Raw genomic sequence first — 14,383 nt, 5'->3', positions numbered from 1 at the left:
GGATGTATGCGTTTATCTACTGTAGCAATAACTAAAAAAATAATTTACTTTATTTTTTGTAGTTTAGTTTTTAGTGGGTCGATGTATTCGCGTACATTTCAAGATAGAAGTCTCGTTGATGTTATCGAATCACCTCCTACATGTGAGATAATTACTCCAGATGGTGGACAATATCAATTTAATCAGTTGCATGCTCGTCAATTTGATTTTATTAAAAAAACAGATATTCCTGAAATAGTAAAAACATGGCAAGTCTCATGCAATGTACCAACGCAGTTGCTTGTACAATTTTCTGATAATCGAAGTGATACTTCATTAATAGGAAATGAAAGTTACTTTGGATTAGGTCGTGTTAATAATCAAGGGTTATTAGGTAATTATCAATTAATTCTCGATCAAGCTAAGGTAGATAGCCAATCTGCTGAACTTGGATTGATAGAGAGTTCAGCATTATCTAAAAATGTGCAACGTATTTCGGTACTAAAAAATAAGAGATATGGATGGCTAACGAATGGACAAACCTTATCGAGTGGACGATTTTTTTCAGTAAACATTGCTGTTAAACCAATACTAAACAGTCTGAAAGAAACAAATGGTCCTATTATTGAAGCTACTGAATTAGATGGAAGCGTAGATATTATATTTTCATTTGGAATATAGTTTTATTTTTTGTTATTTACCTTGGAAATAAAAACAATAATGAATAAGAAAAATAAATTTTATTATTGTCAGTCATTTCTATTTTTTGCTGTGATACATGCTAATAGTTCTGTAGCGTCAGAAGGAATAAAAAGTAAAGAGAATACTTCACCTGCTTCGATTAACTTTGATATAGATTCATTGAAGTCACTTGGATATGGGGCTGAGGTCGCTGAATTTTTTATGAAGGGTAATCAGTTTCTACCTGGGCGTCACGATGTCACAATAAAATTAAATGGCAGCAATGAATATACTGAAAATGTTGAAATTAATGACACCGGAGAGCTTTGTCTTACTAGTGAATTAATGAATAAATTCAAACTCAAAAAAGTGAATTTAAGTGAAGGATGCAATACATTTCAGCGGATTTATCCAGAAGGGAAAATAACGCTACATCCGAATTCATATAAGATTGATATGGTGATAGCTGAAACTCACTTAGATCCTAAATTACAAGGAAATGAATTAACCTATGGTGGATTCGGCCTCTTAAGTAACTATCAATTATATGGGATGTATATTAGTGGCAATTATGGACAGCAATTTACCCAAGGTGAGTTTGAAACAGGGATCAATTGGAAAAATTGGATATTAAGAAATAATAGCAGTATGTCTGCTGGTGAATCAAAATCACAATACCAATTTAATGAAACGGTTTTGTCAAAGAGTATTGAACCTCTTCAATCGAAACTAGATATAGGTCAGCTAAATGCTCAAGGTGTTTTTTTTGGGGGAACTCCGATTGATGGTATTCAAATCTATTCGGATAGCTCTTTGCAATCAGCCAATGCTTTAGTGGTGCCAGTAACGGGATTTGCGAGTTCTCCATCAACCGTTGAAATACAGCAAAATGGTCGATTGTTATACCGAACGATGGTATCAGCCGGTGCTTTTGAACTAAATAGAATTAATAACGTTGTTATCGGAAGCCCCTTAGATGTCACGGTGATACAGGATAATGGTGAGCAGCAGAAATTTCAGGTAGTGACTGCAAACCAATTGAGCCAAGCTTCATCATCAACATCTTATTCGTTGGTTTCTGGGCGGTACCGTAGCCGAGATAATCAACAAACTGAAAAACCGATGGTGACCAGTGCAGAGCTCAGTCATCAATATGGTGACTCAAACTACGCAGCAGGTGCTCTTTATTCAGATAAATTCCAAGCTGTCAGTGGGCGTATGAGTTCATATTTTAATGTGTTAACGCCTGTTTCTACTGGGGTCGGTATACAAAGCGCTCGAAACAGTGAGAAACGTGGAGAGCAAATTGATTTTAATACCAATATTAATTTTGACAAAGTCTCGGTTGGGGCTTCTGTTTTGTACCGTACTAACCAGTTTCCTACATTGGATAGTTCGCTATTAAAAAATGATTTTACCCAAGATACGCAAGAAAAATGGAATGGGTGGTATAGCGGTGAAATACAAACATCCTCATCACTGTTTGCCAGTTGGGGCGATATTAAATGGGGGCGTTTTAGTGGGAATATTAACCATACCCATTTTTATGGAAATAAATCAGATACCATTTTTTACTCTGCGAGTTATGGCAGAAAAATAGCAGATATTTCTTTAACGGTGAACTATCAAACGGGTGATGACCAAGATAGCCGTTTTTTTATTAATGCATCGATGCCATTAGGTAAGAAAAAGAATATCAGCATGCAAAGCCAGCATGGTCAAGATAAAACCATGGTAATGGCGAATTTTAATCAGCAAGTGAGTGATAATTTAAGATATTCAGTGGGTGCTGGTCGTAACGATAATACGAGTGTTTTAAATGGAAGTATCAATAACACGAATGCTTATAGCAATATTTCTGTCAGTGGTTCGATGTCACAGAATAATACACGTTCAGTGATGGTCGCGGCTTCAGGAGGTTTAGCTTATTCCGATGGCTTATTGGCGACATCATCAGTACCGTTAGGTGACACTTTTGGTATTGTTTATATTCCGGGTGAGCCGGGGGTTAGAGTCAATACATTAGGAAGTGGAACAACCATAACGAACCATTTTGGGACAGCGGCAATTTCATCTTTACCGATGAACCAAAAATCGACAGTGCAGCTGAATACTGAAAAATTACCACTGAATGTGCGTTTAGATACCACATCATTTGATGTTGCCGCCGCAAGGGGGTCAGTGATTACTAAACGTATTAATTCAACCAAAATGAGACAGTTATTATTGAGTATTAAAATGGAGAATGGCGATGCTGTTCCTTTTGGTGCCAGCGTGTTAAATGAGAAAGGTGATTATATGGGTGTTATTATGGGAGAAGGTAATTTGCTATTAAGTAATGAACAAATCGGAAATGATATTATTTTACGTTCACCTAATTCTAATGATTGCATCATTAAATATACAGTACCGAAAGAATTCTCCGCTGAGTCACTTTATGAAGAGGCAGATGCTCTCTGTCATTAATTTTATTATATTAAATACAATTTTGAGGTTGTAATGAAAAAATTAGGATATACACATTTTTTGTTTTTATTTTTATTAATGAGTTTTTCTGTAAAGGCGAGTTTTCAACTTGAAACTATGACTATTATTTTAGATGCGGGCGAGGAGCGAAAAGTATTTAGTGTTAAAAATACATCACAAGAGCCAATCTTATTATCAACTAAAGTCTCAGATCTTGATGGTTCAAAATCAATGGCTAAAGATATTATGGTGTCACCACCCATTATTCGTATTGAACCCAATGAAAGCCAGCAAATTAATTTTGTCTTAAAAAAAGGTTTGGAATTAAAACAAGAAGAAATTCTTAGAGTCTCTTTTCAAGGTGTAGGAGTCGCTAAACAGAATTCTGCCAAAATGCCGATTAGGCAAGATATTGCGATGTTAATTACACCTGCAAATATGTTACTAAGCCAAACGTCATGGAAAAATATGACGGTTAATCAAAGCAATAACCAACTCATATTAAAAAATACCGGTGACCAAGTTATTCGATTATCTCCATCGGTAACCGCTTTACCTAACAATGAGGCTTATTCAATTGAACAGTTTTATTTAAGACCAAATGAAAGTAAGGTGATTGATGTTAAGGGACGTGTTCAAGAATTAGTTATTTCACCTTTGAGTCGTTATGGGTTTAAAACTAAAAATGATGAAGTAATAAAAGTAACACATAACTAATTAACTTTTCATGTTAATAATGTTAATAGTCAAATTTTTTTATTTAATTTTTATATATAGGTTTTTATAAAATGAAGAATTCAGATGAAGATGGCCATTTTGGCGATAATTTTTATTCTTCCATAGCTGGAAGGGAGTTAAGACGAATTAGAAAAATGAAAGGTTTTTCAGGTGCTAAAATTGCTAAGCAACTTGGGGTTTCACAGCAACATTATTCTCGATATGAATGTGGGAAATGTCGAATATCAATTGATACCCTTTTGATTTCTTTAGCTATATTGGATTTTGATTTTAGTGATTTTTTTAATGAAATGAAATTCATCATAAAAAATGATAAAAGAGAATATCCTATAGATATCAAGTTAAATGATACACATAAAGATATTGAAAAATACTTTGAAAAACAAAACTAGCCACAATTATGGTTTATTATTGTATTCCATCAATAAACTTCAAAAATTTAATTTTTTATGATGTTATTTTTTCGTTATTAACTTGAGTAAGTAATCCGCCAATTAGGCGGATTTTTGTTAATTATTAGCAATGGATAATTAAAGGTGATGAGGAGATTCAATCAGTGCTATTGAATGGTGGTAATGTACTCGGCATTCCAAACATATTCCCCTGCTTTATTTGGGCATAGCCCTTGCAAACGAGTTTCAATTTGTCTCTCTTTTTGTCCCATTGGCATTTGAATAGTTTGGGGGGAGGTATTAAGAATATTTTGGTTATCGAGGTAAATACTAAAACTATCAGGTAGATCATTAGATTTTACCGTTAACTCCATTCTTTTACTTTGCCCCATATATCCCACAAAGCCCACAGTCAATGGAATAATGGCTTCCAGATTGTCATTGGGTGAGCAGGATTTCAAATCAACAATTGCAGGTGCGCTGATATGAGGAAATGCTATACTCGAAGCATGTAATTTAATAATGGTATAGGTGACACTTGTAGGTCTAAATAGGACTTGGCTAGCGGAGTTTGTTACTATAGTACAGTAACAAATCCATGTTTCATTGTCAAATCCTGACAGGCTGTTTATATATGCAATTCCACTAATTGAATTATCACCACCAAAGAAATTTTTTACGCTAGCACTTCCATTAAGCTTAATTTTTCCATCATTAAAGGTCTCTTCATAGGTTCCCAATCCTTCACTATAAAAAGCATTTTTCATTTCCTCAATGCTTGACCAACATGATGTTCGTAATGGACCTGATGTACCATTGGGATTACTGTAATCTACCATAAACGAGAGTGAGTTATTTCTCCCTTGAGCTTGAATATCTTCAATATATTCATCTTTAGTTTCTTTTAGAATAAATGTCGTCTCCGCATAAACAGATATCGGGAATAACGAAATAATAAAAATAAATAACTGGCGCAATATTTTTGACCTTACTGGTTAATTCGCAATTTACATCGGCTCGATAGTGACCGTAATCTGTCCATTAACATCACCAACGGGATTACTTGAGGTGGAAGCCACCTGCGGAACGACGGTGATTGTTGTCACATTCCCATCTTTGGTGTTATCCCTTTCCAACGTTGCGGTAGTCGATGATAAATCAAGATAATCATCATTGAATTTTAAGCAGTAGCGCATAAAGTCAGCATCAGTTTTAATACAGGATGCATCAGCCTCTTTGATTTGAAAGGTATACTTATATTTATCGGTTCCAGAACATGTGGCGGTTAAATTAAAGGTTTTAGAGTAAGCCGTTAGGTCTTCCCCAGTTAATTTTCCATTAAATGCAGAACTCGGAATATCATTTAAAGAAACGGTATCGGGTGCATCAAGTGAGCAGCCTGCCAAAACAGTCGCTTTTATTTTAACTAACGCACTTGCACTTTCAGCGATGGCTAAATTGATATTTGCGCCACCAACAAAGGTGACTGCCAAAATTAAATTAAAGAGTTTATTGGTAATTAAATTCATATTAAGCCTTTTATTTGAACGAATATTTAAAATATTTTTTTATGAACCAATGGTTATTGGCAATTAACATCGAATCGAATGAATGATTGCAGATCTGCATTCTCAGGTAGAGAGTAGGTCGCTTGGCACTGATTCTCATCATCATGTCCCCATTTAGCGTTTAACTTGCCAGAGGTTTCGAGCCCAGATAAATAAACCTGACCATCATCATTCACAATTGCGGTTTGGTGCCCAATTGAAACTAAGGTACCGAAAGGCAGATTTTTGCCATTTTTGACAATGTGAACCAGTGCACGAGCACCTTGGCGAGTCACAAAGTTTGCTTTGACGATAGCGCCACGAGTGGGCACAGTCGTAAGAACGCTATTTTCAATTTCCGTTTGTTCATCTAACTCACTGCTATCTAATGCAATGCGGTTTAAACGATACGGGGTAGCGTATGGTTTGACGGTGTAACCGAACCAGTCGGTTTTAACACCGCTAGTATGTTCTACGGGAATATCGCTTGCACCCGGTGCAGAAACTAGAATATTGGTTTCGCCAAGAGGTTGGCTAAAGATGACACCATCAGAATGTAAGGTCACCCCTCCAGAAATACCCGTTGATATTTTGCGGTAGTCCTTACCGTAGCTATAACCGACTTGTGTATTTCCATAACCACCTTGGTAGGCCAAATTAAGATTTCCATCATTCCCATTACTTGAGGAATAACCTTGAGCGACGTTCCAATTAAGATTTTGTTGAGCTAGCAAGCTCCCACTTAAACTGGTCTGCTGGATTAACTCTCCTTGGTTATCGTGATTAGCGCTATAAGAGGCATACATTGGAGGTGCTCCTTGAGGTAACCATTTTTGCAAGGGTAGGGACACTGTTAAGAAAATATTCCTATCAGTCGTTTTAACGTCGTATTGATCAATATTTTTATTTAACCCATATGAAAGCGTGTAATTAATATCGCCAATTTGGCTGCTCAACCCTGATTGTATGGAAACAGAACTGCCATTTCGTTCCCAAAAACTTTGTCTGACCCCAGTTAAATAAATGGAACCAACGCCAGTTATCTTTTGTGAGATATTGGTCTGTATTTTCTCACGCTTATTATCGTAAAGATTAAAATAGTCGGTATTGTTGGTTTTCAGCTCCCCGTCAGTGCCAAGGGTTTCATTCTGTGATAGCCAACCGGACATCCGATTTAGCGATGTTTCTTGTAGGGTATAGTAGCCTCGGGTTGAATATCGATATCCCGTGAGTTGAAGATTAGTACCGGTTTCAGGGAATGCTCGTGCATATAGAAATCGCAATGATTGCCCTTGATAGCGGCTTCCATCCGTTAATTGGCTATTTGCATGTGTGATATCTGCTGAAAATGCGCCCCATGCACCAAAGTTAAAACCTGTACCGAATGCACCAGACAGATAATTTTTGGCATATTGAACTCCGCCATAGAGCGTAGTTAATGAAGAAGCACCCCAGATGATCGTGGTTTCTCCAAATTGGGTTGTATCATACTGGTCGTTGTCGGAGCGAAATTCACCTGCGGTCAGGCTATAACTCATTCTACCGTCTCGTAATAACACAGGAACAGAAGCATAAGGCACGATAAATGATTGAATATCACCACTCGCTTCAATAATACTGACTTGCAAGTCACCGCTTGAGCTCATTGCGTTTAAGTCGGTAATAGCAAATTCTCCAGGTGCAATGTTTGCTTGGTAGATTAAATAATCGTTTTGGCGAATTTCAATGGTCGCATTACTGTTTGCCACTCCGCGGATAATCGGCGAAAACCCTTGTTGACTTGAAGGATACATCGTTTCATCAGTTCTTAATTGCACCCCACGAAAAGTCAGTGAATCGAAGACGGTGTTATTGGTAGAACTATCCCCTATGACTAAACGGCTTCGCCAAGGAATGATTCCGCGTTCGACATAGCTGTTGAGGTATTGCCAGTGATTTTCTTGATTGTGTTTGCTTTTATAGCTGGTCCATGTGCGGTTATCACGGTATCTCCAGCTCCCTAAATTGACGCCATTTCTTAGATTCAAGTAGATATTTTTACTGAAATCGTGCTGATATTGGTTATCAGTGATACCTAATGTATAACTGGTAAATAACGCATTAATACCGTCATCCCATTGGTTAGTCGGGATTTCATCTTTGGCTAAATTATTTAACGCAATCTGTGGAATACTGATTTCTAATTTCATTTTCGGAAAATCAAATTCCGTACTCGCATTAGGGATCAATTGTGCCAGAGGAATACATTGAGGGTTGTTAGACTGTAGCAATGAAACGCTATCGATATTGACCCCAAGCTCAGCCAGATCATGCTTAGTTAACACGGGAACTAATCCTGTTTGGTCTGCTGCGAACTTGGGCAACTGGCTATCTTGTTTTTGGCAATCTTGGGCTTTGACAAAGGTAATATTTCTTCTGTACTTGAGATTGCCATTCAATGAAACATCAACATCATAGGTTCCTGGTAATTGTGAGCCTTGGCTTTCAAAAGTGCTTAAATCAGCAATATGCTCTGAATCGATAGATATCAACGAGGGCGGGAAATAGTAATTAGCTCCATCTTGAGCATAAGTATTTTGCATTATAAAAAGGCAGATAAATAAGCATGAGGGTCTCAAATGGTTATTCATGATTTTTTTGTTTTTTTTGAGTGAAACGAACATAGAAAACCTTATTTCCATTTGAAATAAAATAAATTGGCTCTTAATTGAAAATGGCTGGTTTTGGTGATGTGATTCCACCAAAATCATTGATTGAGCTAAATGTCAGTTTACTGGCATCAAATCCTGCTGGTGCATTAACATCAATATGACTAAATGGTGCAATCATGGTTGATGGTAATTCATGATTTCCTGAGCGAAGGTCAGTTAACGTCATATAGTAAGGTGATGGATTAGATATTTTAATTTTTTTATTATCAATCTTACTAAATCGAATTAAGTCAACCGCTTCTTTAGATGTGATTTTTAATCCTTTAGGTCTGGCGAAAAGTTTAACTCGGGTTACAGCTGCGAGAATTAATGCATTTTTATCGGCCAGCTCATTTCGATCAATAGAAGGAATTGCTTTTACATTAAAATAGAATAAGGATTCTTTATCTGTAGGTAATTTTTCACCTGCATAAACTAGGCGTATGTGGTTTTCATTCCTTGGTGCACTAGTAAATAATGGCGGAGTGGAAATGAAGTCATTTATTTTATTTCCGTTTGCATCTTCAATCCATGTTTGAATTAAAAATGCTGATTTATCTGAGGTATTACGAATGCTAGTGGTAATTTGTTTACTTTCTTGAGGATAAATAATTCGGGTACTATCAAGTGTAATTCCACCAGCAAAACAAAAAGAAGAGAGACCAAAATAGAATAGCGAAACCAGCCATTTATAAAAATGACTTGTTTTAGGTAATGAAAACATAAAAACTCCGGAAATAAATGATGCGCACCCGCTATGACACGGGTGCTAAGACGGAAGTATTACTGATAAGTGATAGTGAAGTCGGCAGATGCATTAGCTGAACCCGCAGTGACTTTATCCGCTAATGCGATGTATTGCGCTTGGAAGCGTAATGTACTATCACCTTCATTCAGCTTAATAACATCCGTTGCTTTTAAACCATCAACATTGACTAATTTACTGTTCTGTAAAATTTGGATACCCACGCCAGTTGCAGTTGTTTGTCCACTTTGAGACGCGACAGGTGCAAGGATTTTCTCTTCGTCAGGGACAGTAATACCAGTAAAGGTCAGAGCGACATTTTTGAATGTTTCAGTTGCACAGCCCGTTAACTTAATATCAAAACCAACAGGTGATGAAACAGAAGATTTTCCAGTAAAGGCATCTTGGCGGTATTGACCTAAATTCACAGTTTGTGAAGCGTCATCATTATCAATAACGCAAGGGGTATTCACAATGGTACCTGCAAAAGTAACAATACCACCACCAACCGTTACAGGGGCTAATTCCTCTGGAATGACTGCCTCACTATCTGCAAATACATTTGCAGATAAAGCGAAAGAAATAGGTAATGCGATAGCGATTAACTTAAGTTTCATTATATTAACTTCCATTAGATAAAATTTAAAAGAGATTTGATTGCTTTTTTGGTACCTGCATTAAAAATGACGCATGCACTCCGAAAAATACATTTATATATTTTTGAGATTGCCTACATGAATTACACCGTCAGTTTCTAACTCATCAATAAGTAAATAGAAAAGCCTATTTTGTTCTGGTTTTATTATCTTGTTACTAAATTCATCAAAAGGAATATTTAGCGCATTTAAAAGTATTAAAATATTTTCAATGCTTAATGTTGATATTCCTCTTTCATATCTTGATATCTGTTGTTGGCTGACTGATATTAAAGATGCTAATTCCTTTTCAGATAATCCTTTGCTTACCCTTGCATTCCTAATAAAGTTTCCTATTTTTTCGTTTAGTTTCATTATATTGATAATTAGTTAATTACCTAAATTGGTTAAATAAGGTTTGTATAATTGAGTGATTTCAAAGCGAGGCGAATTGTAGATAGGTTAAATAATGATGTAAATACTCTAAATGTGATGAAATATAATGTTACATTAACTTGAAATAAAATATCTATAATATGGGGGATTATTTTACTCTTTTTATGAGTTATTTTGATGGTGAAAGAAAATAATTATTGGGTAATGAACCAGATTAATAAATGAAATCTATTTACTGATCCCTAAATGAAATAAAATGATACAATATATAATATTTATTTTCATTTTACGCTTTTATTTACTCATCATAAGAGTATTTTGGTTTAGGGATATTAAAATACATCCTATTTTTTTAATGATGAAATCCTGTAAATATCAATAAATACAATTAGTTAGTTGGTTGATGTCAATTGTGATTGAATATTTATAGATCATTTAATGAAAATAAAATCCCCACCGATTAAATAATTTAGAGTGAGGATTTATTTTATTATAATGTTTAATGATGAATGAGATACATTAATTGTTGTTGAGCTTTAGCAAGTCCAGCCTCATAGCCTTCGGGTTTCATATCCAGTCCTTCTGCATAGATAAATTGCACGTTATCAATGCCCATTAATCCTAAAACAGATTTCAAATAAGGTGTAATTGCATCGGTTTCTTGCCCATAGTGGATCCCACCTCGGGCGCTAAATACTAGAGCTTTAACATTTTCAACTAAGCCTAAAGGGTATGTTGCTGTATAGCGGAAAGTTTCTCTCGCTCTCACCACCAAATCAAACCAATTTTTTAATTCGGTGGGTACATTGAGGTTATACATGGGTGCGCCAAGGATCAGTAAATCACTCTCTTTGAGTTCTGCAATGAGTTGGTCAGAAAGCTCAGATGTATTTTTTAAATCATGATTACTTATTTCTGCACCTCTTAAGGCCGCAAAACGGGCTTGATTCAGAACGGGTAATGGGTTTTCTGCTACATCATGCTCGATAATACAGTCTTGGTAGCCTTGGGCTTTACGTTCATCAATATATTGTTGAATTAAGGTATTTGTTTGTGATTGAGCACCGTTAATACTGGATTTGATGACTAAAATTTTCATGGAATTCTTCCTTATCAATTTAAGATGTAGCCAGTATATCTGGCTTGATAAGTTGACAATGAGTGATATTATTTCCCTATATTGTTTCCATTTGAGCACCAATATGAACAAATTAGATCTAAACTGCTTACCTATCTTCATTGCTGTAGTTGAAAGCGGAAATTTTACCGCAGCATCTGAGTTGCTACATGTAACGCGTTCGGCTGTGAGCAAAAGTATTTCACGTTTGGAAAATAGCCTAGGTGTTGCACTGTTTCAGCGTACGACTCGTCAGCAAGTATTAACGGATGATGGAATGGTGCTTTATGAATATGCGAGTAAGGCATTAAATTCACTACAAGAAGCTTCAAATTTCTTAGAAAGTGGTAAACGTCATGTAGAGGGGAAAGTCTGCATCACTGCGCCTCGATTATTGGGAAACTTATATGTTATCCCGCTACTGATTGAGTTAATGAACCTTTATCCTAAGCTAGAAATTGAAACGTTATTGAATGACCGAAAGATGGATTTACAGCAAGAAGGGATTCATATTGCTGTACGAGTGGGAAAACTTCCGGATTCAAATCAATTAATTGCCCATGAAGTTGGTCATCATAAAATGATCCTTTGTGCTTCTCCGGGCTACCTCACTAAAAATGGAATTCCGCAAAAAATCTCTGAATTAAATTCTCATCAACTCATTGCTTATACACAGGTAGGGCAAGTTTTACCTTGGCAACTTTATGATGACCACCAGCAGGAATATCTGTATTTACCTACCAGTAAATTTATGATGGATGATATGCAAGCGATTATGTCTGCAGTGTTGCAAGGGGGAGGAATTGCATATTTGCCACAATGGTTAGTGCAAACGCACATTCAATCAGGATCATTAAAAACAGTTTTATCTGAGTACCAAAGTGCGAGTTATCCTATTTCAGTCGTTTGGCTCACAACGCCTTTTTTACCTTTAAAGATCAGAGTCGTTATCGATACTATTCGTGAAAAATTACCCTTGATTTTGATGTCTGGATGATATTTTTTTCATCATCATAAACAGTGAGCCTCCTCACAGAGTGATGGTTTTTATTTGAACAGATCTTGCATGGTGTGAAATTTTAATTCTATATTCGATATATGATATGAAATTTAATTTCTTAATCAGGTGCAACTCTTCAGCTATAAACAACACATCATTCAGCGATCAACACATTATAAAATCGATAAAGTGAGGCAAGGTATGAAATTAGCAACTTTACTCGCGACAATGGCGATGTTAGTCACAGCCAGTGTTGCAGCAAAAGAGTACCAAATACACCATACACAGCAGATTAAATCCTTGGAGGATGCCCAAAAATCAGCGAGTTGGGAACAGGCAGAAGTGCTAACTGATTTTATTTATCCATGGGAAAAAGAGACGCCACCAAAAACAGATTTTCGTGCACTCTGGAATGATGATGCCCTTTATTTTCGTTTTATCGTGGATGATAACGACATTCAACTGGGGGATAATCCTGATAAAGATCAGGCTGTATTAGATTCAGATCGTGTGGAATTATTCTTTGCCACTAGTCCTGAACTAAAACCTTATTACACCGCAGAAATGGATCCGCAAGGGCGCACATTCGATGCAAAAGCTAATTTCTATCGTGAGGTTGACCCAAGTTGGAACTGGGAAACCTTGAAGACGGTAGGAAAAATTACCCCTGAAGGTTATATTTTAACGGGTAAAATTGACCTTAATGAATTGACTCAGCTGGGTTTGTGGCAAGACACGGATCAGAAAACATTAATGTGTGCCATTCTTCGCGGTGAATTTAGTGCTGGCGAACCTAAGCAGGTACGCAAATGGATTAGCTGGATTAAGCCAGATTCCGTGAAACCTGATTTTCATATTCCTTCCGCTTTTGGTAGCTGCAAACTCGTCAAATAAATTTCATCCGGTGGTGTAATCCACCGGTTTTTCACTCTCTTTTACATCGTTGTTGTGAAACCAGTCACGTAAATCGTCACAGGTGAACAACTTATTATGATTAAGGTTGAAATTAAAATTCATAAATAGTAATTTTTAATGAAATATTATTTCAAGCAGGGGTGAGTTGATGACAGTCATCGAAAATACGCTCAGTAATTGTTTACAAAACGAACTTAATCAGGACACGTTACAGTTTTCTCGTTTAGATACATTGTCCATGTTGACAGTGATTAACCAGGCAGATAGGACTGTTGCAACTTCACTGCAATCGGTACTGCCGGAGCTGGCTCAGGTTGTTGATGTGATTGCCGAACGTTTAAAGCAAGGAGGAAGAATATTTTATGTCGGCGCGGGTACTAGCGGACGACTCGCTGTTCTGGATAGTGCAGAATGCCCTCCAACCTTTGGAACATCGCCCGATATGGTGCAATCGATTATCGCTGGTGGACATTCAGCCATGCTAAAAGCGGTTGAAAATATTGAAGATTCAACTGAAGCCTCTATTCACGAGCTACAACAACGTGGCGCGACAGAAAAAGATGTAATTATTGGCATTGCCGCCAGTGGGAGAACACCGTTTACCTTAGCTGCGATCGAATATGGTAACAAAATTGGTGCATTAACGGTGGCAATCACTACGCGGGGACATGGCTTACTCAGTGATTTAGCCCAATATGCGATTGCACCAGATGTAGGAGCTGAAGTGCTTTCTGGCTCAACGAGAATGAAAAGTGGCACGGCACAGAAAATGATATTAGGCATGCTGAGTACTTGTGTGATGGGGCGTTTAGGGCGAATACATACCAACTTAATGGTTGATGTGGTGGCGAGTAATATCAAGTTACTGCGCCGTGCAGAACGTATTGTTGGCGAAGTTTGTGGGATTGATATGCCAACGGCGGCGGCGCTATTAACACAGGTTGATTACCATCCTCGCCGCGCAATTTTAATGCATGAACTCAATATTAGTGCCCAACAAGCGACAGAAATTGTTCAGCGAAACCCCAATACCAGTTTGGATTCGATGCTAAATACCCACGGTAAATAGCCTAAAAATAACA

The 14,383-nt window shown here is 36.8% G+C and carries 14 protein-coding genes; 7 read left to right on the top strand and 7 right to left on the bottom strand.

Annotated features, from left to right (window positions below; all coding sequences use genetic code 11):
• The first annotated feature begins 6 nt into the window (after positions 1-6).
• The 4 genes from PR761_RS07375 to PR761_RS07360 all read left to right on the top strand — a co-directional run bounded on the left by PR761_RS07375 (position 7) and on the right by PR761_RS07360 (position 4,256).
• Positions 7-660, top strand: coding sequence for a hypothetical protein (locus PR761_RS07375; protein ID WP_006815687.1), 654 nt, complete (start codon positions 7-9; stop codon positions 658-660).
• 39 nt (positions 661-699) lie between these two features.
• On the top strand, positions 700-3,126 hold the full coding sequence (locus tag PR761_RS07370; RefSeq protein ID WP_115164012.1) for a fimbria/pilus outer membrane usher protein: 2,427 nt from the start codon (positions 700-702) through the stop codon (positions 3,124-3,126).
• A gap of 33 nt (positions 3,127-3,159) precedes the next feature.
• Positions 3,160-3,843 carry a fimbria/pilus chaperone family protein gene (locus tag PR761_RS07365; RefSeq protein ID WP_006815685.1) on the top strand — a complete coding sequence of 228 codons (684 nt, stop codon included), beginning with the start codon at positions 3,160-3,162 and terminating at the stop codon, positions 3,841-3,843.
• A 71-nt stretch (positions 3,844-3,914) separates the two neighbouring features.
• Positions 3,915-4,256: a helix-turn-helix domain-containing protein gene (locus PR761_RS07360; RefSeq protein WP_006815684.1), complete on the top strand. Its 342-nt coding sequence runs from the start codon at positions 3,915-3,917 to the stop codon at positions 4,254-4,256.
• Positions 4,257-4,423: 167 nt separating this feature from the next.
• Here PR761_RS07360 and PR761_RS07355 read toward each other — a convergent pair whose 3' ends face one another.
• From PR761_RS07355 to PR761_RS07325, 7 genes are all read right to left on the bottom strand, one after another.
• Entirely contained in the window at positions 4,424-5,233 is an 810-nt protein-coding gene (locus PR761_RS07355) for a hypothetical protein (protein ID WP_154611255.1), read from the bottom strand.
• 30 nt (positions 5,234-5,263) lie between these two features.
• A complete protein-coding gene (locus tag PR761_RS07350) occupies positions 5,264-5,785 on the bottom strand; it encodes a hypothetical protein (RefSeq protein WP_112836252.1) in 522 nt (173 codons plus the stop codon).
• 53 nt (positions 5,786-5,838) lie between these two features.
• A complete protein-coding gene (locus PR761_RS07345) occupies positions 5,839-8,385 on the bottom strand; it encodes a fimbria/pilus outer membrane usher protein (protein WP_230083628.1) in 2,547 nt (848 codons plus the stop codon).
• A 121-nt stretch (positions 8,386-8,506) separates the two neighbouring features.
• On the bottom strand, positions 8,507-9,217 hold the full coding sequence (locus tag PR761_RS07340) for a fimbria/pilus periplasmic chaperone (protein ID WP_006815680.1): 711 nt from the start codon (positions 9,215-9,217) through the stop codon (positions 8,507-8,509).
• A 59-nt stretch (positions 9,218-9,276) separates the two neighbouring features.
• Positions 9,277-9,855 (bottom strand): fimbrial protein, encoded by a 579-nt coding sequence (locus PR761_RS07335; RefSeq protein ID WP_154611256.1) that lies wholly within the window; start codon positions 9,853-9,855, stop codon positions 9,277-9,279.
• A 93-nt stretch (positions 9,856-9,948) separates the two neighbouring features.
• The gene (locus tag PR761_RS07330; protein WP_006815678.1) at positions 9,949-10,248 is read right to left on the bottom strand and encodes a helix-turn-helix domain-containing protein; all 300 of its coding nucleotides are present in this window, start codon (positions 10,246-10,248) and stop codon (positions 9,949-9,951) included.
• A gap of 520 nt (positions 10,249-10,768) precedes the next feature.
• The gene (locus PR761_RS07325) at positions 10,769-11,368 is read right to left on the bottom strand and encodes an FMN-dependent NADH-azoreductase (protein WP_039855572.1); all 600 of its coding nucleotides are present in this window, start codon (positions 11,366-11,368) and stop codon (positions 10,769-10,771) included.
• Positions 11,369-11,471: 103 nt separating this feature from the next.
• Between PR761_RS07325 and PR761_RS07320 the strand changes: the two genes are divergently transcribed.
• From PR761_RS07320 to murQ, 3 genes are all read left to right on the top strand, one after another.
• Positions 11,472-12,383 carry a LysR family transcriptional regulator gene (locus tag PR761_RS07320; RefSeq protein ID WP_112837530.1) on the top strand — a complete coding sequence of 304 codons (912 nt, stop codon included), beginning with the start codon at positions 11,472-11,474 and terminating at the stop codon, positions 12,381-12,383.
• Between the two features lie 204 nt (positions 12,384-12,587).
• Positions 12,588-13,280, top strand: a complete 693-nt coding sequence (locus PR761_RS07315; protein ID WP_039855571.1) for a carbohydrate-binding family 9-like protein — start codon at positions 12,588-12,590, stop codon at positions 13,278-13,280.
• 169 nt (positions 13,281-13,449) lie between these two features.
• Positions 13,450-14,370, top strand: coding sequence for an N-acetylmuramic acid 6-phosphate etherase (gene murQ, locus PR761_RS07310; protein WP_006815673.1), 921 nt, complete (start codon positions 13,450-13,452; stop codon positions 14,368-14,370).
• The last annotated feature ends 13 nt before the right edge of the window (positions 14,371-14,383 follow it).

The sequence above is a fragment of the Providencia sp. PROV210 genome (assembly GCF_028479445.1).
GTDB classification, from domain to species: Bacteria; Pseudomonadota; Gammaproteobacteria; order Enterobacterales; family Enterobacteriaceae; genus Providencia; species Providencia rustigianii.
Note: the sequence above shows the minus strand (reverse complement) of the source record. Positions and strands in the feature narration are given on the sequence as shown.